Genomic DNA, 21,253 nt, shown 5'->3' on the forward strand with positions numbered 1-21,253 from the left:
AGGGGTCACCCTAGGTCATAGACGGCGCCACTCCGAGCCAGCTCCATCCTGCCGGCGAAGCCGCCGCGCGAGGCGTCGTCCAGCACCCTCTTCTGGTCGTTCCAGGGGACGAGATGGGTGAGGACCAGCGTCTGCGCCCCGGCCCGGGCCGCGTGTTCCGCCGCCTGCCGACCGCTGAGATGGAGACCGGGTGTGAGGCCTGGGCCGTCGACGAAGGATGCCTCACACAGCAGCACGTCGGCGTCGTGTGCCAGCTTGACGAGCTCGGCGGACTCGCCGGTGTCCGCGGAGTAGGCCACGGAACGGCCGCCGTGGGTGACACGGAAGCCGTAGGTCTCGACGGGATGGTTCATCGGAGCGGCCGTCACCTCGAAGGGGCCGATCTCCCGTGTGCCGGGCGAGAGCCGCGCGAAGTCGAAGGACTTCTCCATGACCGGTTCGTCGGGCATGCCGTACGCGGCGTTGAGCCGCTGGGCCGCCCCCGCCGGAGCGTGGACGGGCACCCGGGGCAGCGGCCCGGCCGGCGAGTAGGTGCGGACGACGTGGTAGGAGCACATGTCGAGGCAGTGGTCGGCATGCAGGTGCGACAAGCAGATGGCGTCCACGTCGTAGATCCCCGCGTAGCGCTGCAGGACCCCCAGCGAACCGTTGCCGAAGTCGAGCAGCATCCGGAATCCCTCGGCCTCCAGCAGATAGCACGACGAGGGGCCCTCCGGGCCGGGGAAACTCCCCGAACACCCGATGATCGTCAACTTCACGCCGACCTCCCAATGTCGGACTCGTCGCCGACCGCCGCGAGCTCGACCGCCTGGATCTCCGGCCCGAGGAACCGCTGTCCGAGATGCTCGAACAGAGCGGTGTCACCCGTGGCCCCGAAGCGGTGGAGCGGATCGTCCGCTCCACCGGCCAGCCCCCGGTCGTGCAGGATGCGATAGACGTCCTTGGCGGTCTCCTCGGCGCTCGACACGAGGGTGACCGTGTCTCCCGCGACGTAGGACAGCGCGCCCGTCAGAAGCGGGTAGTGCGTGCAGCCCAGGATGAGGGTGTCGCAGCCCGCGTCCTGGATGGGCTTCAGATAACCGCGGATCACATCGATGAGCTCCTCGCTCATCGTCTCGCCCCGCTCGACGAAGTCCACGAGGAGCGGAGCCGCGACCCCCACCAGTTCGACGTGCGGCGCGGCGGCGAAGGCGTCGTGGTAGGCCATCGATTCGATCGTAGCCCGCGTGCCGATCACGCCGACTCTGCCGTTCCTTGTCGCCCGCACGGCCCGGCGGGTGGCGGGCTGGATCACCTCGACGACCGGGACCCCGTAACGCTCCCTGGCGTCCCTGAGCACGGCGGCGCTGGCGCTGTTGCAGGCGATCACCAGCATCTTGACGTCGTGCTCGACCAGGTGGTCCATGACCTCGAGGGCATACCTCCGGACCTGGGCGATGCGCTTGGGCCCGTAGGGCTGCCGCGCCGTGTCGGCCACGTAGAAGATCGATTCGTGGGGCAGCTGGTCGAGGATCGCCCGGGCGACGGTCAGACCGCCGACGCCACTGTCGAAGATCCCGATCGCCCCACTGTTGTCCGGCACACTTCCCAAGGTTAGGGGATCATGCACGACCACTCACGGTAAGAATCCTCACAACCTCCCCCCACCCCCCTTCCCCGGCGTGATCATGCACAGATTCGGTGGCGGCACCGCTGACCTGCCACGATCCCGGCCGTGATCATGCACAGGTTCGGAGAAAACGGCCTCACCAGCGGAAACACTCGGCGTGATCATGCAAACAGGCGCGGAATCCGAACCGGCGCGGCCGGGCCGTACGGAGGAGTCAGCCTCGTCCCACCCTCGCGAGCTGGCGAGATTGAGCCACCAGACGACCCGCCGAGTCCCACACCTCGACGTCCTCGTCGAACCAGCCGTCGCTGATCAGCCTTCCGCTGCCCAAGAGGGTCAGCCATCCGGGGGCCGGCAGCGCGCGCAGGTGCCACGTCAACTCCACCGTGGGCGCCCACCCCCGCGCCCCCGCCGAGAACACCACTGGCGGCAGCGCGTCGACGGCGAGCGCGAGCACGAACGGATCGGGATCCTGCGTCTCCGCCATCCGGAAATAGGCCCGCGACTCCGGCCTGCCGGTGGGCTCTCCGGCGAGCCATCCGATCGTCGGCGGATCGAATCGCAACTCCATCTGCGCGTTCAGGTTCATGTTCGATTCGGGCTTGGGGTCCGGAAGTTTTGTACAGTCGGACAAATCTGGCATGGGGCTCGCCGGCCCGTCCGCCCATTCCGGAGTGGCGGCTGGATCCAATGTGGCCGTCGTCACCAGGGTGTCGATGAAGGACCGGCCGTCCTGCACCAGCGTCGCCCGGGTCATCGTGGCCGTCCTGCCCGACTTGAGCCGCTCGATCCTGACCGTGGCCGGCCCGGGCACCGCGGCCCGGAGGAACTGGGCGCTCGTCGACACCGGGTGCGCGTGCGGCGACTCGTCGACCACCGCCCGCAGAACGGTCGCCAGCAGGTAGCCCCCGTTCAGCGGCCCGCCGATCGAATATCCGCCATCAAGACACACGTCATAGGTGGTGTCGTCGACCCGGATCGCCTGCGTCGCCTCGTCGAACTTGGTCACAACGCTCCTCGCACGAAAAACTCAACCGAACCTTGTTCTAGTGAGTACTTTAGCGGAGGTACACGCCTTGTCACGGATATGTGACGCAATCAACTTTGTGACCAAGATTTCTCCAATTCATTGGCATAATTAGCAGATCATCCGACAAATGCATACGGGGCGTGAACTATGTCTGCCGAAACTCCTCCGGGGGCTTCATTCCCGGAGAGTCCGGACCCTGATCGGACCATCGAACACCGGACGCCACAGCCCGGACAGGCGACCGCGAACGACGCGCACACCCGGCAACTGCCGTACGGCCAGGCCGAGGAGCTCGGGTTCAACGCTCCCGACGGGACCGAAGGCGCACCGGCCAAGCGCGGCCGCGGCTGGCTGCTCGCAGCCATCTCCGCCATCGTCGTCGTCATCCTCGGTGGTGGCGGCGTATGGGCGTTCTCGCAGCTGAGCGGTGGAGGAACTCAGCCGCAGGAGGTGCTGCCCGGCAACGCCATCGCCTACGTACGGCTGGACCTCGACCCCGCGGCCAACCAGAAGCTGGCCCTGCTGACCATCGCGAGGAAGTTCCCGGGGATCAAGGACTCCCTGAGCGACGACGATCCGCGCAAGGCCCTTTTCGAGGCCATCAAGGGCGACTCCCCCGACCTGGCGAAGGTCGACTACGCCAAGGACGTCGAGCCCTGGCTCGGCGACCGCGCGGGCCTGGCCGTACTGTCCTCCGGCGCCGGCAAGGAGCCCGACGTCGCGGCGGCCGTACAGGTGAAGGACGAGGCCGCGGCGCGGGACGGCATCGCCAAGCTGGCCCCCGGCGACGAATACGGCCTCGCGTTCCGCGACGGTTACGCGATCTTGGCCAAGACGCAGGCGGCGGCCGACGGGTACGCCAAGGCGGCGCCGCTGTCGCAGAACGCCCAGTTCAGCGATGACACCTCTGCCGTCGGAGAGCCCGGCGTGATGTCGTTCTGGATGGATCTCGGCGAGCTGGCCGACATGTCGGGCGCCGCCGCCACCGCGGCCCCGACGGCGCTGGAATCGATCAAGGACATGCGGTTCGCCGGCGCTCTCCGCTTCGACGGCGACTACGCCGAGCTGACGGGGATCACCCGGGGCGGTGCCGCCAACACCCTCAAGGGGCAGCCGGTAAAGATCGCGGAGCTGCCGGCCTCGACCGTGGGCGCCATCTCGCTCTCCGGCCTCGGTGACGGGTTCGCGACGCAGTGGCCCAAGATCCAGCAGGCGGCGGAGGCGACCCCTGACGGCCAGACCATCACGAAGAGCCTCGAGCAGTTCCAGCAGCTCTACGGCATCTCGGTCCCTGACGACATCGTGACGCTGCTCGGCAAGAGCCTCACGATCGCACTCGACCAGGAGGGCCTCGACGCCCAGCAGCCGAACGTCGGAGCGGTCCTCACGACCGATCCGGTCAAGGCGCAGGCGGTCGTGACCAAGCTGGAGGCGCTCCTCGCCGGGTCCGGCACCCCGTTGCAGCTCGCCAAGAAGCCCGGCGACGGGCAGCTGGTGGTGGCGAGCACGCAGACATACGCGGACAAGCTGGGCACGAAGGGGACACTCGGCGAGAGCGAGAGCTTCAAGCTGGCCGTTCCGGACGCGGACGCGGCGAACTACGCCGTGTACGTCGACCTCGACAAGCTCGAACCGCTCTACCTCAGCGGCCTGAAGGGCGAGGAGAAGTCCAACGTCCAGGTGCTTCGCGCGATCGGGCTGAGCGGGAACTACACGGACGGTACCAGCATGACCCTGCGCGTCCTGTTCAACTGATCGTTCAGCTGTCCCGGGAACGCCGCGACCCCGGCATGTGACCCGATCACATGCCGGGGTCGTCCGCTTTCATGAGCCTGCTTTCATGAGCCTGCTTTCATAAGCCTGCTTTCATAAGCCTGCGCATGATCACGAAAGGCGAAAGCCCAGGTCGTGGCCGACTTTGCCGAATCCGCGCATGATCACGCTCGATGAAAGGCCAGGTCAAGGGCCGTTCCACCGAATGTGTGCATGATCACGCCCAGAGTTGGCCGTCGAGGCGGTCTTCGGCTTCGTCGAGGGTGCCTTCGTAGGCTCCGGTGGACAGGTACTTCCAGCCCCCGTCGGCGACGATGAAGGCGATGTCCGCCCGCTCCCCCGCCTGTACGGCCTTGCGCGCCAGCCCGAGCGCGGCGTGCAGGGCACACCCCGTCGAGATGCCGGCGAAGATGCCCTCGACGGCCAGCAGCTCCCGCGTCCTGCGCAGGGCGTCGGCCGCCGTCACCGAGTAGCGGGTGGTCAGGACGGACTCGTCGTACAACTCGGGGATGAAGCCCTCGTCCACGTTGCGCAGGCCGTACACCAACTCGCCGTACCTCGGCTCGGCGGCGACGATCTGCACCCCGGGGACGTGCTCGCGCAGGAAGCGCCCGACGCCCATCAGGGTGCCCGTGGTGCCGAGTCCGGCCACGAAGTGCGTCACCGTCGGAAGGTCCTCGAGGATCTCCGGGCCGGTCGACTCGTAGTGGGACCGCCAGTTGGCCGGATTGCCGTACTGGTAGAGCATCACCCAGTCGGGATGCTCCGCCGCCAGGCCCTTGGCGACCCGGACGGCCTCGTTCGACCCCCCCGCCGCCGGCGAGGAGATGATCTCCGCGCCGTACATGCGAAGGAGTTGCCGGCGTTCCTCCGAGGTGTTCTCCGGCATGACGCAGATGAGCCGGTATCCCTTGAGGCGGGCCGACATCGCGAGGGAGATGCCGGTGTTGCCCGAGGTCGGCTCGAGGATCGTGCACCCGGGCGTGAGCAGGCCGTCCTTCTCCGCCTGCTCGATCATCCACAGGGCGGGCCGGTCCTTGATCGACCCGGTGGGGTTCCGGTCCTCGAGCTTGGCCCAGACCCGCACGTCATCGGACGGCGAGAGCCGGGGAAGCCCGACGAGCGGCGTGCGCCCCACCGAGTCGACCAGCGAATCGAAGCGCATGGCGCGCGGCCCTAGCGGGCGCCGCCGGCCACGGCGGGCAGCACCGTCACGGTGTCGCCGTCGGCGACCGGCGTGCCGAGCCCGCCGAGGAAGCGGACGTCCTCGTCGTTCAGGTAGACGTTGACGAAGCGGCGCAGGCCGGCGTCGTCCACCAGGCGCTCTTTGAGGCCCGGGTGACGCGCCTCCAGGTCGCCGATCAGCTCGGCGAGCGTGGCGCCCTTCGCGTCCACGGCCTTGGCGCCGTCCGTGTAGTTACGCAGGATGGTCGGAATGCGAACCTCGATGGCCATCGCGGCTCAGTCTCCTTGGTCAGTGGTCGTCATGATGTTGGACACCCACCTGATTGGAACATGGTCAGGCGGAGCGGGATTCCGTCCGGGACGGATTCTCAGCGACAGTCGTAGACGACGACGGAGGGGGTGTGCGCGAAAAGGAACCTCTGCAGGGCAGCGCGGGACGACACGGTACGGATGTCGTCGCGAGGCATGCGGCAAGTCTAGCCGTAGGCCTCGACGATCTTGACGTCCTCCTCGGTCACGACGCCGTCGACGATCCGGTAGGAGCGGAACTGCGGCTCGTCGTAGGCCGTGGAGACCAGGACGTAGTGCGTGTCCGGCTCGGAGGCGTAGCTGATGTCCGTACGCGAGGGATAGGCCTCGGTCGCGGTGTGCGAGTGGTAGATCACCACCGGCACCTCGTCACGATCGTCCATGTCGCGCCAGACGCGGAACTGCTCATGGGAGTCGAACCGGTAGAACGTCGGGGAACGCTCGGCGTTGTCCATCTGGATGAACCGCTCGGGGCGGTCGGACCCCTCAGGCCCGGCCACGACGCCGCAGGCCTCGTCCGGATGGTCCGCGCGGGCGTGAGCCACGATGGCGTCGACCAGCTCACGGGAAATCGTCAGCATGCCGGGAAAACTACCAAAGGGCCCGGACAAGGGTGTCCTGAAGGTAGGTCAGCCAGTCGTAGGTCACGAACGCCGGATAACGCGGATCGTCCTCGGACATGCCTGCGATCTCCTCGTGGACCTCCTCCGTCACCTCCAGCCGGACGCCGAGCGCGAGCCGCACATCGTTGATCGCGCGCAACCAGGCCATGGCCTGGTCGGCGGTGAGCTGCACCTTCCCGGGCTCGACCGTCTCCAGCAACGTCGCGGCGTCGGCCCGCTTCCCGTCGCGCAGCGTCGCCTCGGTGTAGCGGCGGAACTCACCCGCCGCCTTGTCGTCGTCCGCGTACGCCGCGGGGAACAGCCGGGCCAGCACCGGATCCGACGGCGTCTCGGGCGACCCGATGCCCAGAGCCCGCTCGAGGGGGTCGTCGCCCGTCGCGCCGGGCTCCACAAGATCGAGAACCTGGGATACCAGGGAGACGAGGAGCGAGACCTCGCCGGCGTCGAGTTTGACGGACACGCCCTTGCCCGACGACTTGAAACCCGTGCTCATCGGCCCGGCCCTCGCCCGCATGACTGCCCGCACCGATGCCCGCACGATCGCCCGGACCGATGCCTGCCCGCATGAACGCTCGACGCGCCGCCCACGTCAGGAGTCCCGCTGGACGGTGGCCCACAGGCCGTAGGAATGCAGAATCTGGACGTCGCGCTCCATCTCCTCGCGCGCGCCGCTGGCGACGACGGCCCTGCCCTTGTGGTGAACGTCCATCATCAGCTTCTCCGCCTTCTCCCGCGGATAGCCGAACACCGCTTGGAAGACATATGTGACGTACGACATTAAATTCACCGGGTCGTTCCAGACGATCGTCAGCCAAGGCAAGTCTGGCCGCACGTCCGTCGACGGACGCTCGACCTCGGCCGGAGCGGTACTACCCACAGGACCATCCTGCACCACGCCGGTCGTAGTCTTCGACACGTGCGCACGACCATGGGCTCCGCCCTGCTGACCGACCAGTACGAGCTGACGATGCTCCAGGCCGCCCTGGCCGATGGTGCGGCACATCGGAGGGCGGTCTTCGAGGTGTTCGCCCGGCGGCTGCCCGGAGGGCGCCGATACGGGGTGGTTTCGGGGATCGGCCGCTTCCTCGACGCGCTGGAGGACTTCCGGTTCGAGGAATCAGATCTCGGCTACCTCCGGGCCGCGGGCATCGTCGACGAGCCGACTCTGGCGTTTCTCGCCGATTACCGGTTCTCCGGACATGTGTACGGCTACCGCGAGGGCGAGGCCTACTTCCCCGGCTCACCGATCATGGTGGTGGAGGGCACGTTCGCCGAGGCGGTGCTGCTGGAGACCATCGTCCTGTCGATCCTTAACCACGACTGCGCGATCGCGTCCGCCGCGTCGCGGATGGCCCACGCGGCCGGCGACAGGCCGCTGATCGAGATGGGCTCCCGGCGCACCCACGAGATCGCCGCCGTCGCCGCGGCCAGATCCGCCTATCTGTGCGGCTTCTCCTCGACCTCCAACCTCAGGGCGGGCCGCATGTACGGCGTGCCGACGGCGGGAACGGCGGCCCACGCGTTCATCCTGCTCCACGACTCGGAGGAGGACGCCTTCCGCGCCCAGCTGCAGTCCCTCGGAATGGACACCACCCTGCTGGTGGACACCTACGACGTGGCGAAGGCCGTACGGACCGCCGTGGAGCTCGCGGGACGCGACCTGGGCGCCGTGCGGATCGACTCCGGCGACCTGGGAGCGGCGGCCCTGGACGTGCGGCGGGCTCTCGACGCGTATGGCGCGGAGGACACCAGGATCATCGTGACCGGCGACCTGGACGAGTTCTCGATCGCCGGACTCGCCGCGGCCCCCGTCGACGGCTACGGCGTGGGCACCGCCCTGGTCACCGGGTCCGGATGCCCGACGGCCAACCTCGTCTACAAGCTGGTCGCCCGGGAGGACGCCTCGGGCCGGTTGCAGCCGGTGGCCAAGCGGTCCGTCGGCAAGCCGAGCAAGGGCGGCCGCAAGTGGGCCTACCGGGAGACGTCCGGCGGGACGGCCACCGCGGAGATCGTCACGGGCGCGCCGATGGAGTCCGTCGGCAGGCCCCTGCTGGCCGAGCTGGTCACGAAGGGCCGGGTCGTCGGCCGGGAACCCCTGGAGGCCGCCCGCGAACGACACCGCGCCACGCTGGCCGAGCTGCCTCCGGCCGCCCACAGCCTCTCGCCCGGCGACCCCGCCGTCCCCACCGTCTTCAGCTGATCTCAGCTGATCACACCGAGGCCGGCGCGCGCGAGTGACGCCGGTGCCCCCCTCGCCGTGAGGAGACCGAATGAGAACCGCGCTCGTCGTCGTGGACGTCCAGAACGACTTCTGCGAAGGCGGCAGCCTCGCCGTGAACGGCGGCGCCGAGGTGGCCGCCGCGATCACCCGGCACACGAGGCGGCACGCCTATGACCACGTCGTGGCCACCGGTGATCGGCATGTCGACCCGGGAAGCCACTTCTCGGCCGAACCCGACTACGTGGACACCTGGCCCGCCCACTGCGTCGCGGGCACCGCTGGAGCCGACTTCCATCCCGCCTTCGACACCGCGGCCGTGGAGACGGTCTTCAGCAAGGGCGCGCACGAGGGCGCCTACAGCGGATTCGAAGGAGTCGACCCGTCGGGCGTCGGCCTCCGCGAGTGGCTCGGCCGGCACGACGTGGAGGCCCTGGACGTCGTCGGCATCGCCACCGACCACTGCGTCAGGGCGACCGCGCTCGACGGTGTGCGGAACGGCTTCGCCGTGCGGGTCCTGCTCGACCTCACCGCCGGCGTCGCCAGGGAGACCACCGACCGCGCCCTGAGAGAGCTCGAGAAGGCTGGGGTCGAGCTCGTCGGCACCCCTGTGGTGCGCCCCTGACCCCGGCCGTATGCGTCCCACGCCCCGCCGACACTCCGGTCATGGGACGTTCAATGCCTTCACCACGATGCGTCATGGGTGTATTACGTAGAGCGACATCTCCTCGTGATTGGCAGCCTCGATGTTCGCGTTCGTGCTCGGCCTCTCCTGGCTCATCCTGACTCCGGTGTGCGTCTGGCTGCTCTTCGGCCGCGGCCACCGCGGGCTCGCCCGCGGGGCGGCGGCCCTGACCCTCGCGGGGTTACAGGCGGGCACGTTGCTGATGGGGTTCCTCGAGGAGCCTCCCGCGTCCGTGGCGTCGCACCCGCTCGCCCGCCCGGCCGTCTCTCCCTCCCACGCCGGCTCCCCCTCCCACGCCGCCTCTCGTGACGGCGCCGCCGCCACGCCGCTGGCATCGGTCACCGCCCGCCCCTGCCCCGTCCACGCCCTCACCCCCGGGTCCGTACGGCTCTCGCGTCGCGGCACCGAGGTGGACGGCATGACGGTCTACTGGGCCGCCACCCCCCATGAATGCGGCACGGCCTCCGTGGCCCTGCGGCCCGCCGGACGGCGGTTGCGGATCTGGCTGGAGGAAGGCACCGCGGAACACCACGAGGGAGCTCGAGCGCTCCCCGTCACGGTGGCGGGCGGCCAGGCGTCGCTCGACCTCCGGCTCAGCCCGCCGCTGCGTCCCCGCCCGCACTACGTGGCGATCGACGCCCGCACCGGCCATCGCATCCCGCTCAAGCCGGGGACCCCCGCGTCTTCCGGGACGTAGAAGGGACGTAGAAGGGACGCAGCAGGGACGAGAAAGGACGCGGAAAGAAGCGGCGAAGCCGGGCCTCGCGGGGCCCGGCTTCTCTCACTTGCGCTGCATGGCCCACTTGCGGATCATCGCTATCCGCTCGCGTATCTGCTCGGCGGAGGCCTGGGCGATGGCCGGACCTCCACAGGCCCTGCGCAGCTCTGCGTGGATCACACCGTGCGGCTGCCCGGTGCGGTGGTTCCACGCGCCCACGAGCCCGTTCAGCTCCTTGCGCAGTTCGTGCAGCAGCTCATGCGGGGCGAGCACCGGCTCGGACTCCGAGACGGGCTTCACCTTCCGCCTGGCGGCCTGCTGATCGGCCTGGCGCTTGCGCAGCAGTGACGCGACCTGGTCCGGCTCGAGCAGCCCGGGAAGGCCGAGGAAGTCCTCCTCCTCGGGCGACCCCGGAGCCGCGGCGGTGCCGAACTCGCCGCCGTCGAACAACACCCGGTCAAAGGTGGCCGAGGCCTCCAGCGTCTGAAAGGGCAGCTCGTCGCCCAGGGCGTCCGGCTGCTTCTTCTCCTGCTGCGCCTGCTCCAGGAGCAGGTCGTCGAGCCCGTCCTCGTCGCGCTGGCGGCCGAGCACGTGGTCGCGCTCGGCCTCCATCTCGGAGGCGAGGCCCATGAGCAGGGGCACCGACGGCAGGAACACCGAGGCGGTCTCCCCGCGTTTGCGGGCCCGGACGAAGCGGCCCACCGCCTGCGCGAAGAACAGCGGGGTCGAGATGCTCGTGGCGTAGACGCCGACGGCCAGGCGCGGGATGTCGACGCCCTCGGAGACCATCCGGACCGCGACCAGCCAGCGCGCCTCGGAGGTGGCGAAATCCTTGATCTTCTTTGAGGCGCCGGGGTCGTCGGAGAGCACGACCTGCGCGCCCTCACCGGTGACGGTCCTGATGTGCCGGGCGTAGGCGCGAGCCGACTCGTGGTCGGTGGCGATGACCAGGCCGCCCGCGTCGGGCATGCCCCGCCTGACCTCGGTGAGCCGCCGGTCGGCCGCCTGGATGACCTGGCGGATCCAGTCACCCTTGGGATCGAGCGCGGCCCGCCAGGCCTGGGAGAGCTGGTCCTTGGTGAGGGGGGTGCCGAGCGTGGCCGTGATCTCGTCACCCGCCCGCGTGCGCCACTTCATCTCGCCCGAGTAGGCCAGGAAGATCACGGGCCGGACGACGCCGTCCGCGAGAGCGGGGCCGTACCCGTAGGAGTAGTCGGAGGCGCTCCGCAACGTGCCCTCGCCGTCCTCGACGTAGGAGACGAAGGGGATCGGGCTGTCGTCGGACCGGAACGGCGTGCCCGTCAGGCCCAGTCGCCGCGTCGCGGGCTCGAACGCCTCCCGGACGCCGTCGCCCCACGACTTGGCGTCGCCCGCGTGGTGGATCTCATCGAAGATGACGAGCGTCTTGCGTGCCTCCGTGCGCGCCCTGTGCAGGGCGGGATGCATCGCGACCTGGGCGTAGGTGATGGCGACGCCGAGGTAGTCGCGGGAGGTGGCGCCCTGGCTGTTCTTGAACTCGGGGTCGATGCCGATGCCGACCTTGGCGGCGGCGTCGGCCCACTGGCGCTTCAGGTGCTCGGTGGGCGTGACGATCGTGATGGCCTTGATGGCCCCACGGGTGAGCAGCTCGCTGGCGATCCGCAGGGCGTAGGTCGTCTTGCCCGCCCCCGGCGTGGCGACCGTCAGGAAGTCTCTCGGCTCGCGCTGGAGGTAGAGGTCGAAGGCCTCCTGCTGCCAGGCGCGCAACTTCGTGGCGGTGCCCCAGGCGGCGCGATCAGGGTAGGAAGGGGAGAGATGGGACGCGGCCGAAACGCTCAACGACGCCTCCCCGCGCTCGTCAGGACAATGGTGTATCTATCGGTTCGCTCCCTCACAGTGACCTCAGGGTAGTCGGACCCACCGACAAGACGTGCCGAGCCGACGAGATTCGAGCCACCGCACGCCTCCTGTGGTATGGGCGTCCGCGCAGATCAGTGCACGCCCGTCATGACCGTCTCGATGTCCGCACGTGAGCGGGGATCGTCGGGGTGGGCGAGACCCAGCAGCACCGTGCTCTTGCCGTCGGGGCGGGTGAGCAACGTCACTCTCATGAAGGCCGGCTGGTTCACGACGTCGCGATACTCCGCCCGGACGGCCCGCGTGTGGCCGGGCCGTCCGCCGATCGTGATGTCGCGGTCGTCCACCACTTCGACCTTGTCGCCGTGGAGCAGCAGCTTGGCGTAGAGGCTGCTCAGATCGAGGACGGCGGGGCCGAGGCCGTCCGGCTCCACGTGCGCCTCCGGCCTGGCCATGACCGTGGCCAGGTCGCCTCGGGCGGCGACGGAGGTGAAGCCGGTCACCGGCGCGACCACCCCCTCGGTCCACTCCGGCGGCAGCGAGTAGGACACCCCGGCGAGCGGGTCGGCGACCATGGCCGGAGGCGCGGTCTCGCTGCGATTGAGGATCACGAACACCACCCCGCCGATCACGACGGCGGCGACGGCCACGGCGGCTCCGGCGACGAGGAGGCGTTGCAGCCACCGCGGCATTCGGCGGGGCGGTTCGACGGGCGTGCCGTACCAGACGGCCGAGGGCGGGAGGTCGTTGTCAGGCGCGGGCGCGTCGTCGGCGGGCGCGGGCATGAGCGTGGGTGTGAGCGGGGGCATGGGCTTGGGCGTGTCGTCGTCGGCGGGCGGCCATACGCGGCGCGACCACTGATCGTTCACGAAGCCTCCCGGAGCCGGAGGAGCCGGGCGCACGTGGAACCGAGCCGGTGAGCGCCGGATCGATCACGAGCGACCCACGACACCATGAGCGCTGCTGTGGCAGTTACTCACAGAGACGGTGCCTCGTCAACGAAAATCCGGGCATTGCTATCGGATCTAGACAGGTGGGGCGGTTGGCCTGCGATAGAGGTCCCACATCTGCCGCATCCGGACCGCCTGGCCCGCGGTGAAGTTGGTCATGCACCGGTCCTGGGCGTAGTCCATGAAGTTGTGGACGGGGTCCTGCCCCGGCTCCGTGCAGGTGTCCTTGCTAGGCGGGCAGCCCGTGGTCGGGTACGCCTCGGGCGGGGTGTCGTCGACCGCGTCCCCCGGCGCGGAGCAGCCGTTCTCGAAGGTGTGCAGCAGGCCGAGCCAGTGGCCGATCTCGTGGACGGCGGTGAAGCCCTTATCGAAGTTGCGCAACGGGCCTCCCGGCACGCTGCGCCAGTCGATGACCACACCGTCCAGTTGCGGCTCGCCCTGGTACCAGTACGGGTAGGTCGCGTAGCCGAGGACCAGCTCGCCGAGCTGTGCGATGTAGAGGTTGAGCGTCTCCGGACCGCCCACGCGCAGCTTCGTCTTGATGGCCGCCTCGTTGCCCAGCGGGTCGCGGAACCAGTCCTTGTTCAGTGTGTGGGTGATGCCGGTGAGCACGAAGCGCACCCCGGTGTCGACGCCGCCGAGCCTGCCGCCGTAGGCCGCGTTCAGCGTGTCGACCTGCCGCTTGACGCCCGCGTCCGACAGCCCGAGCACACCGTCCTTGATCACATGCACCCAGAGGGGCACCATGATCTCGCCCGTGGCCGGCGCCCGGCGCATGCCGCCGGACTCCTCGAGCCGGCGACGCAGGTCTGCGGACATCCGGGCGATCTCATCCGGCCCCGGTTCGCGCGGCTCGACCGCGTGGGTGAGGCCCTCGGCTCCGGGACGAAGGGCCGCGCCTTCGGACGGCTCGCCGACCGGGCACTCCGCCCCGGCCCTCACCTCAGCCGGGTCCGGCCGGCTGTCGGCGCGGGCCGCGGCAGGGGGACCGCCGCCCAGCGTGAACAGGCATGCCATGAGGACGGCTGTCGCACACCGGGCCATTCGCTCCCCCGATCTTGCTGGTCAGGAGCCTGACGTTAGCCGTCTCGGGGGCGATCATTTCGTTTCGACACTCAGTCGTCGGAAGGTTTGCCCTTGGGCAGTCCTTCGTAGATCTCCTTGCATTCCGGGCAGACCGGATACTTCTTGGGATCCCGGCTGGGCACCCACACCTTGCCGCAGAGAGCCCGGACAGGAGCACCCGTCACGTAGCTCTCAGTGATCTTGTTCTTGTCGGCGTAGTGCGAGAAGCGCTCGTGGTCGCCGTCGCCGTGTGACACGCGCGGCGCGACATCGCTCTCGGGAAGAATTTTCGTGCTGGTCACGAACACCGAGTCTACTGAGCCGGTGACGCCCTGACGCCGGGCCCGCACAACGATCCAGGGACGGGTACGGCTCCCGCCCGGGAATGGGCGGGAGCCGTACTGCCGGAAGTGGAGCCGTACTGCCGGAACAGGCGCCGTCAGCCCACGTGGACGGGGGCGCCCTCGGTCTTGCGGCCGGCCTTGACGAACAGCGCCAGGATCGCCGCGATCACGGCGACGGCCGTGCTCACGACGAAGCCGAGGTGCAGTCCGTCCATGAACGACAGGTGCGAGGCGTTGGTGATGACACTCGCGGCCGGGCCGGGGAGGGCGGGAAACGCCATGCCGACCGACGCCGCCGACTTGAGCCCCTCCAACTGCTCGGGCGGGAGGGCCTCGGCCACCGGGCCGAGGTAGCCGGGCAGCACGCTCGACACCTTGGCCGCCACGATCGCACCGAGGACGGCGGTGCCGAGGGCGCCGCCGACCTGCATCGCGGAGTTCTGCACGCCGCCCGCGACACCGCTGAGCTCCTCGGGCGCGTTGCCGACGATGATCTCGGTGGCTCCCACGAAGACCGGGGACAGGCCGAAGGCCAGCAGGACGAAGGGGATCGCGCTGTCCATGAACTGCGCCTCGACGCTGAGCCGCGACATCAGGAACATCGCGACGGCCGTGATCAGCATGCCGCCCGCGATGGTGACGCGGGGGCCCAGCTTGCCGATGAGGATTCCGGCGATGGGAGAGGCCACGATCATGCCGGCGCTCATGGGCAACATCCGCAGGCCCGACTGCAGCGGGGAGAGCCCGTGCACGCCCTGGAAGAAGAACGTGAGGAAGAACATCGCCCCGAACATCGAGAACGCCATGAGGATCATCAGCCCGGTACCGATGGAGACCGAGATGTTGCGGAACAGGCTCAGCGGCAGCAACGGCTCCGCGGCCCGGGCCTGCCAGAACAGGAACACCGCGCCGACGACGACGGCCGCGGCGAGGAAGCCGATGGTCTTCGGGTCGCCCCAGCCCCACTCGGGCGCCTTGATGATGGACCAGACCAGCGAGAACATCGTGGCGGACAGCAGCAGCACCCCGAGCCAGTCGACCCTGGACAACAGCTTCGTCCTGCCGCCCCTGAGGACCCACAGGCCGAACGCCAGCGCCGCCACGCCGACGGGCACGTTGATGAAGAAGACGGACTGCCAGCTCACGTTCTCGACGAGCAGCCCGCCGATGATCGGGCCTCCCGCGCTGGACAGCCCGATGATGGCGCCCCAGGCGCCCATCGCCATGTTCAGCCGCTCACCGGGGAAGGCGAGCCTCAGGAGGGCGAGCGCGGCCGGCTGGAGCAGCGCGCCGAACAGGCCCTGCAGGACACGGAAGGCGATCAGCATCCCGATCGAGGAGGTCAGTCCGATCGCCAGCGAGGTCAGGGCGAAGCCCGCGACACCGATGAGGAAGACCTTCTTGTGGCCGAACAGGTCGCCGAGTTTACCGGCGGTGATGAGGAAGACCGCCAGCGCGAGCAGGTAACCACTGGTGATCCATTGCAGGTCGGACAGTGACGCTCCGAGATCCTCGGCGATGCGCGGGTTGGCGATCGCCACGACAGTGCCGTCGAGCATCACCATGATGACGCCGAGCGAAACGGCCAGCAGCGTCAGCCACGGATGCGCCTCCCCGCCGCCGTCACGGGTATCAGGTGGTACGGCTACCGCTTGAGCCATGAATGAGTCCCCCTTGGAAAGGCCAACGGTCCGGTCTCAGGCAACGATGCGTAATTTATGTCACAGCATGACAGATGACAAATCCTTTTATCCGACATACGGTGACATCTGACAGCATGTGAACTACCAGTTTCGAGCAGGTGACAACCGTGGGTCTGCGCGAGCGCAAGAAGGTGCAGACGCGAAACGCCTTGATCGACGCGGCTCTCGAGCTCTTCCTCACGCAGGGCTACGACGCCACGACGATCGACCAGATCGCGGCGCGGGTCGACGTGTCGCCGCGCACGTTCTTCCGGTACTTCTCGTCGAAGGAGGAGGTCGCGCTCTCCCCGCCCGCCGACAGCCAGGAGATCTTCCTGGCCGAGTTCGCGGGCCGCCCGGAGAGCGAGTCTCCGTACACGGCACTCAGCCAGGCGATGCGCGCCATGATCGGCACACTGCGGGACAGGGATCCCGCGGAGGCCGAGCGGTTCATGAAGTCGCGGCAACTGGTGGAGGAGACGCCCCACCTGCTCGCCGGCCAGATGCGCCTGCTCATGGACAACCAGAAGAGGCTCGTCGCCGAGGTCGCCCGCAGACAGGGTACCGACGCCGGGGACCTGTTACCCCAGTTCGTCGTGTCGATCTTCACCGGCCTCGGGATGGTCTGCCACACCAGTGGCCCACAGGGGTTCGACATCATGGCCAAGCGCCTCGATGACGTGCTGAAACTGGCCGACCGTTCCCTTCGCCCGGGCTGGGATCTGGCCACGATGACCGTTCCGTCCCCTGCGGCCGGCTGAAGCGACCGCCGCGACGCGACTTCGCTCACGCGATCAGAGCAGGATGCGCGCGGACGGCCGCCGGATCTCAGTTCTGCTGGGGGTCCTCGGGGAAGGTGGCGACGAGGGCGAGATCACCCTGCTGCCTCCGCAGGACATTCCGCCAGAGCGCGCCCGGATCGGAGTTGAAGGTGTCGCCCGGCTCGGAGTCCACGACGTACCAGGCGCCCTCTTCGAGCTCCGCCTGCAGCTGACCGCCGGTCCAGCCCGCGTATCCGGCGAAGATCCGCATCTGCGAGATCTCCCCCGCGAGGATCTCGGGGGGCGCGTCGAGGTCGACCGTGCCCAGGCGGGACATCGTGGACCTGCCCTGCAGCCGCCGCCAGCCCAGCGGCTCCTCGCCGCTCAGCACCGCGGCCAGGGCGAGGGCGCTGTCGGTCTGGACCGGCCCGCCCTCGAAGAGCACAGGGGGGCCGGTGACGAGCGGGTCCCATGAGGGGAGGACCTGCGTCACCGCGACCTCGCTCGGCCTGTTGATGACCACTCCCAGCGTGCCGCCGTCCTCGTCGTGCTCCAGGACGAGGACGACGCTGCGCCGGAAGTTGGGGTCGTCGAGCAGAGGCGTCGCCACGAGGAGCCGGCCGACGTAGATCGCTTCCGCCATACCTCCCATGATGAAGGAGGAATGGCGATTCGCGCACGCCACCCCCGACTCAGCCTGGGGCGTCACCCACCGTACGGCCGGTGTCGCCGCAAGTGGTCGCCGATCAGGCCTCGGTGAACCCCCGTGCCTTTCCGCCGGCCGACTCACGTACGGCTGCCGCCACCGCGTTGGCCACGTCCGGGTGGAAGACGCTGGGGATGATGTAGTTCGGCCCCAGTTCCTCGCTGGTCACGACGGCCGCGAGCGCCTTGGCCGCCGCCAGCAGCATCTCCTGGGAGACGCCGTTGGCCTGCGCGTCGAGCAGGCCGCGGAAGACGCCCGGGAAGGACAGGACGTTGTTGATCTGGTTCGGGTAGTCGGACCGGCCGGTGGCCACCACCGCCGCGTACTCGCGGGCGTCGTCGGGCGACACCTCCGGCTCGGGGTTGGCCAGCGCGAAGACCACCGCGCCCTCCGCCATCGCGGCGACGTCGTCGGCGGTGAGGATGCCCGGCGCGGACACCCCGATGAAGACGTCGGCGCCCTTGACCGCGCCGCGCAGGTCGCCCGCGTACCCGTCCGCGTTGGTGTGCTCGGCGATCCAGCGCAGCGAGTCGTCCAGGTCGTCCCGCCCGAGATGGACCGCGCCAAGGTAGTCGCAGACGACCACGTTGCGGGCGCCGGCCGCCAGCAGCAGGCGCAGCACGGCGGTGCCGGCGGCACCGGCGCCGGCCAGCGCGATCCGGACGTCCGCGAGCTCCTTGCGCACGACCTTCAGCGCGTTGGTCAGTGCGGCGAGCACCACGATCGCGGTGCCGTGCTGGTCGTCGTGGAACACCGGGATGTCGAGCAACTCGCGGAGCCTGCGCTCCACCTCGAAGCAGCGCGGCGCGGAGATGTCCTCGAGGTTGATGCCGCCGAACCCGGGAGCGATCACCTGGACCGTCCGCACGATCTCGTCGACGTCCTGCGTGTCGAGGCAGATCGGCCAGGCGTCGATGCCCGCGAAGCGCTTGAACAGCGCGGCCTTGCCCTCCATCACCGGGAGCGCGGCCGCCGGGCCGATGTTGCCGAGACCGAGGACGGCCGAGCCGTCGGTGACCACGGCGACGGAGTTGCGCTTGATGGTCAGGCGGCGGGCGTCCTCCGGGTTGCGCGCGATGGCCAGGCTGACGCGTGCCACACCTGGCGTGTACGCCATGGACAGCTCGTCGCGGTTGCGCAAGGGGACCTTCGACTGCATCTCGATCTTGCCGCCGAGGTGCATGAGGAAGGTGCGGTCGGACACCTTGTGAATGGTGACCCCCTCGACCGCGCCCAGGCTGTCCACGATCGCCTGGGCATGATCGGTGTCCCTGGCGGCGCAGGTCACGTCGATGCGAAGCTTCTCGTGGCCGGCGTTGGTCACGTCGAGGGCGGTCACCACCCCGCCGGCGTTCTCCACCGCGTGGGTGAGCAGGCTTACCGCCTTGCCCCCCGCCGGGACCTCAAGGCGAACAGTGATCGAGTAGGAAACGCTTGGCACGGTGGCCACGGCAATCCGCTCCTTTGCGGGGGTCTTTCCGACCGTACGCGCTCGGTGCGGGCGTGTTGCCGGCTCGGGCGAATCGCTTGCCCGGCTGCCGCACCCGGCTCGACGGCATCGTGGATGTATTCCATCGTGCCATCCCCGGACAGGTGATTCAGCCCACAGCCGAGGCGGCGGCCACGATCAACTCCACGCACGTGGTCACCGGGATGACGGTGCTGTCCAGAACCATGTGGTACAGCCCGGGATCAGCGGGGTCGCTCCGATAGAACTGCCGGACGTACGCCCTGCGCGCCCGGTCGTTGTCGTTCACGACCCTCTTGGCCTCCTGCTCCGGTATGCCGGAGTACGCCGCCGTCTGCAGGACGCGCCGCCGTAGCGGGCCGTCGAGCCGGACGTGCAGGGCACCCGGGTGATCGGCGAGCACGATCGCGCCGGCCCTGCCCAGGATCACGCCGCCGTGGACGCGGGCGATCTCGCGGATGACCTGTTCCGTCCGGGCGGCGAACTCGTCGGGCGTCAGCGGCATCCCGGCGGGAACGTAGAGCTCCACGCCGCCGAGCGTCACCGTCGGCAGCCGCATCATGCCGGTCAGGAGCCTGCCGAAGCCGCTCTCCGCCCGGTCGTCGTGCGCCAGCGCCTCCTCCAGCGTCACGCCGAGCTCACTGGCGACGGCGCTGGGAATCGCCCGGTCGACGAACGGCACGCCGAGCCGATCGGCCACCGCCGGCCCGATGACGCTGCCGCCGGTGCCGTACGTCGCGGAGATGGTGACGACCCGCACGTCCCTCCTATGCCCGCGTGGTGGGCGGGCGACCTCTCAGGAAGGTCTCAGAAGAGCGCGTTGGCGAGGTTCCGCCGCGCCTTGGAGACCGAGGGGTCCTCTGCCGGCAGCGCGTCGAAGAGGCTGAGGAGGTGACGCCTGGCCTTGTCGCGGTCGGCGCCGTTCGTGCGCCGGACGAGCGCGACGAGCCGGTCGAAGGCGTCGTCCACCTTCCCGTCGAGCGTCTCGAGGTCGGCGGCCTGGATGTGCACGTCGACGTCGGCCGGGTCCGCGGTGGCACGGCGCATGACGTCGGCCGCGTCGAGGTCCTGGGTCCGGCGAAGGAGGCCGACCCCGGCGAGGCCGATCTTCGCGGCCTCGTCGTCCGGCGACTTCGCGCGCAGGCGCTCGTAGGCCGCGGCCGCCGCGTCGAGATCGCCCTTGTCCATGGCCTCGTCGGCCGCGAGGAGGTCCGGGTCGACCCGCTCGGCCTCGCCGCCCTCCTCCTGTTCGGGGGCGGCCTCGGCGAGCTCGACACCGAGCTGCTCGAAGACCTGCGCCAGCGCCTGCCTCAGCTGCGCCTCGGGCAGCGGCCCCTCGAACAGGGGCATGAGCTGGCCCTGGAACGCCAGGTAGACGGTGGGGATCGCCCGCATGCGCAACGCCTGGGCGAGGTCGGGGTTCGCCTCGACGTCGACGCGGGCGAGCAGCCACGCGCCGGCGGCCTCGGCGGCCAGCTTCTCCAGCGTGTAGCTGAACTGCTGAACCTGTTCCGCTCTCGGCACCGTCGCCTCGACGATCACCGGGACGCTCATCGAGCGCTCCACGACGTCGGAGTTGAAGGTGGCCGAGGTCGCCTCGATCACGTCCGGGGTCGCTCCTGGCCCTTCGGCCTCGCGCCGTGCCTGCGCTTCCAGAGCCTGCTTACGCGCGCCGAGGTCCACGGCGCCGTACAGGGATCCAGGTCGAGAGAAGTCCGCTGCCATACCCCCAATCCTGCCGTACGCGCGCGCCTGATCCGTGCCAACCCCCGCCTCCTTGGACGACGGGCGCACGGCGGTCAGCCCACCGGGCGCTGGATCGGCTGCCGCTCGGTCCGGTAGATGAGGGTGGTCTCCAGGTGGAAGATCTCCGGACGGATCAGGATGCGTTCCAGGATCAGCCGGTGCAGATGATCGGCGTCGGGCACCGCGACGTGCACCAGGAGGTCCTCGGGCCCGGCCACGTGGAACAGGGCGATCGTCTCGGGAAGGCCGAGTATGAAGGCGCGCAGCGGGTCGACGAGCTGGCTGGTGTGCGGGCGCACCTGCAGCGCGAGCATCGCCTGGAGTGATCGGCCGAGCGCCTTGGCGTCCACTTCCGCGCGAAAGCCCGTGATCACCCCACGCCTCCGCAGGCCGCGCACCCGCTCCAGCGCCGTGGAGGGGGCGACGCCCACCCGCTCCGCGAGGTCCTTGTTGGGCAGCCGTGCGTCGTTCTGCAGCTCTGCCAGAATCGCCCTGTCGATCGAATCCAGTTCGCTGCTCATGGGGTATCTCACTTCTGAATTCGG

At 69.4% G+C, this 21,253-nt stretch carries 23 protein-coding genes; 5 read left to right on the forward strand and 18 right to left on the reverse strand.

Annotated elements, in window-relative coordinates:
- Positions 1–5: 5 nt before the first annotated feature.
- From Psi02_RS11410 to Psi02_RS11420, 3 genes are all read right to left on the reverse strand, one after another.
- The gene (locus tag Psi02_RS11410) at positions 6–758 is read right to left on the reverse strand and encodes an MBL fold metallo-hydrolase (protein WP_203973428.1); all 753 of its coding nucleotides are present in this window, start codon (positions 756–758) and stop codon (positions 6–8) included.
- Positions 755–1,582, reverse strand: a complete 828-nt coding sequence (murI, locus tag Psi02_RS11415) for a glutamate racemase (RefSeq protein ID WP_239094799.1) — start codon at positions 1,580–1,582, stop codon at positions 755–757. Before murI ends, Psi02_RS11410 begins: the two co-directional genes overlap by 4 nt.
- A 241-nt stretch (positions 1,583–1,823) precedes the next feature.
- A complete protein-coding gene (locus Psi02_RS11420; protein WP_203973429.1) occupies positions 1,824–2,618 on the reverse strand; it encodes a thioesterase family protein in 795 nt (264 codons plus the stop codon).
- 168 nt (positions 2,619–2,786) lie between these two features.
- On the opposite strand from Psi02_RS11420, the gene Psi02_RS11425 reads away from it, so the two are divergent.
- Positions 2,787–4,394: a DUF3352 domain-containing protein gene (locus tag Psi02_RS11425; protein ID WP_203973430.1), complete on the forward strand. Its 1,608-nt coding sequence runs from the start codon at positions 2,787–2,789 to the stop codon at positions 4,392–4,394.
- Between the two features lie 235 nt (positions 4,395–4,629).
- Here Psi02_RS11425 and Psi02_RS11430 read toward each other — a convergent pair whose 3' ends face one another.
- The 5 genes from Psi02_RS11430 to clpS form a co-directional block, all read right to left on the reverse strand.
- Positions 4,630–5,577, reverse strand: coding sequence for a PLP-dependent cysteine synthase family protein (locus tag Psi02_RS11430; RefSeq protein WP_203973431.1), 948 nt, complete (start codon positions 5,575–5,577; stop codon positions 4,630–4,632).
- 11 nt (positions 5,578–5,588) lie between these two features.
- Positions 5,589–5,867, reverse strand: a complete 279-nt coding sequence (locus tag Psi02_RS11435) for a MoaD/ThiS family protein (RefSeq protein ID WP_203954892.1) — start codon at positions 5,865–5,867, stop codon at positions 5,589–5,591.
- Between the two features lie 206 nt (positions 5,868–6,073).
- Positions 6,074–6,487 (reverse strand): M67 family metallopeptidase, encoded by a 414-nt coding sequence (locus Psi02_RS11440; protein WP_203954893.1) that lies wholly within the window; start codon positions 6,485–6,487, stop codon positions 6,074–6,076.
- Between the two features lie 10 nt (positions 6,488–6,497).
- Positions 6,498–7,022: a DUF2017 domain-containing protein gene (locus Psi02_RS11445; RefSeq protein WP_203973432.1), complete on the reverse strand. Its 525-nt coding sequence runs from the start codon at positions 7,020–7,022 to the stop codon at positions 6,498–6,500.
- A 96-nt stretch (positions 7,023–7,118) separates the two neighbouring features.
- Complete coding sequence (clpS, locus tag Psi02_RS11450) at positions 7,119–7,406, reverse strand: ATP-dependent Clp protease adapter ClpS (RefSeq protein WP_239094800.1); 288 nt, start codon at positions 7,404–7,406, stop codon at positions 7,119–7,121.
- A 39-nt stretch (positions 7,407–7,445) separates the two neighbouring features.
- Between clpS and Psi02_RS11455 the strand changes: the two genes are divergently transcribed.
- From Psi02_RS11455 to Psi02_RS11465, 3 genes are all read left to right on the forward strand, one after another.
- Positions 7,446–8,729, forward strand: coding sequence for a nicotinate phosphoribosyltransferase (locus tag Psi02_RS11455; protein ID WP_275415183.1), 1,284 nt, complete (start codon positions 7,446–7,448; stop codon positions 8,727–8,729).
- 70 nt (positions 8,730–8,799) lie between these two features.
- Entirely contained in the window at positions 8,800–9,372 is a 573-nt protein-coding gene (locus Psi02_RS11460) for an isochorismatase family protein (protein ID WP_203973434.1), read from the forward strand.
- A 121-nt stretch (positions 9,373–9,493) separates the two neighbouring features.
- A complete protein-coding gene (locus Psi02_RS11465) occupies positions 9,494–10,129 on the forward strand; it encodes a hypothetical protein (protein WP_203973435.1) in 636 nt (211 codons plus the stop codon).
- Between the two features lie 84 nt (positions 10,130–10,213).
- On the opposite strand, the gene Psi02_RS11470 is transcribed toward Psi02_RS11465, so the two are convergent.
- The 5 genes from Psi02_RS11470 to Psi02_RS11490 all read right to left on the reverse strand — a co-directional run bounded on the left by Psi02_RS11470 (position 10,214) and on the right by Psi02_RS11490 (position 16,006).
- Entirely contained in the window at positions 10,214–11,968 is a 1,755-nt protein-coding gene (locus tag Psi02_RS11470) for a DEAD/DEAH box helicase (protein ID WP_203973436.1), read from the reverse strand.
- Between the two features lie 152 nt (positions 11,969–12,120).
- Complete coding sequence (locus Psi02_RS11475) at positions 12,121–12,855, reverse strand: hypothetical protein (protein WP_203973437.1); 735 nt, start codon at positions 12,853–12,855, stop codon at positions 12,121–12,123.
- Between the two features lie 156 nt (positions 12,856–13,011).
- Positions 13,012–13,953 (reverse strand): zinc metalloprotease, encoded by a 942-nt coding sequence (locus Psi02_RS11480; protein ID WP_203973438.1) that lies wholly within the window; start codon positions 13,951–13,953, stop codon positions 13,012–13,014.
- 98 nt (positions 13,954–14,051) lie between these two features.
- Positions 14,052–14,303: a DUF3039 domain-containing protein gene (locus tag Psi02_RS11485; protein WP_373317324.1), complete on the reverse strand. Its 252-nt coding sequence runs from the start codon at positions 14,301–14,303 to the stop codon at positions 14,052–14,054.
- A gap of 137 nt (positions 14,304–14,440) precedes the next feature.
- Positions 14,441–16,006 (reverse strand): DHA2 family efflux MFS transporter permease subunit, encoded by a 1,566-nt coding sequence (locus Psi02_RS11490; protein WP_203973439.1) that lies wholly within the window; start codon positions 16,004–16,006, stop codon positions 14,441–14,443.
- 140 nt (positions 16,007–16,146) lie between these two features.
- On the opposite strand from Psi02_RS11490, the gene Psi02_RS11495 reads away from it, so the two are divergent.
- Entirely contained in the window at positions 16,147–16,788 is a 642-nt protein-coding gene (locus tag Psi02_RS11495; RefSeq protein ID WP_203973440.1) for a TetR family transcriptional regulator, read from the forward strand.
- 67 nt (positions 16,789–16,855) lie between these two features.
- Here Psi02_RS11495 and Psi02_RS11500 read toward each other — a convergent pair whose 3' ends face one another.
- The 5 genes from Psi02_RS11500 to Psi02_RS11520 form a co-directional block, all read right to left on the reverse strand.
- Positions 16,856–17,431: a YqgE/AlgH family protein gene (locus tag Psi02_RS11500; protein ID WP_203973441.1), complete on the reverse strand. Its 576-nt coding sequence runs from the start codon at positions 17,429–17,431 to the stop codon at positions 16,856–16,858.
- Between the two features lie 103 nt (positions 17,432–17,534).
- The gene (locus tag Psi02_RS11505) at positions 17,535–18,944 is read right to left on the reverse strand and encodes an NAD-dependent malic enzyme (protein WP_203954905.1); all 1,410 of its coding nucleotides are present in this window, start codon (positions 18,942–18,944) and stop codon (positions 17,535–17,537) included.
- Between the two features lie 148 nt (positions 18,945–19,092).
- Entirely contained in the window at positions 19,093–19,722 is a 630-nt protein-coding gene (locus Psi02_RS11510; protein ID WP_203973442.1) for a cytidylate kinase-like family protein, read from the reverse strand.
- Positions 19,723–19,769: 47 nt separating this feature from the next.
- Positions 19,770–20,687, reverse strand: a complete 918-nt coding sequence (locus Psi02_RS11515; protein ID WP_203973443.1) for a tetratricopeptide repeat protein — start codon at positions 20,685–20,687, stop codon at positions 19,770–19,772.
- A 74-nt stretch (positions 20,688–20,761) separates the two neighbouring features.
- The gene (locus tag Psi02_RS11520) at positions 20,762–21,229 is read right to left on the reverse strand and encodes an Lrp/AsnC family transcriptional regulator (RefSeq protein WP_203954908.1); all 468 of its coding nucleotides are present in this window, start codon (positions 21,227–21,229) and stop codon (positions 20,762–20,764) included.
- Between the last annotated feature and the right edge of the window lie 24 nt (positions 21,230–21,253).

The sequence above is a fragment of the Planotetraspora silvatica genome (assembly GCF_016863315.1).
GTDB lineage: Bacteria > Actinomycetota > Actinomycetes > Streptosporangiales > Streptosporangiaceae > Planotetraspora > Planotetraspora silvatica.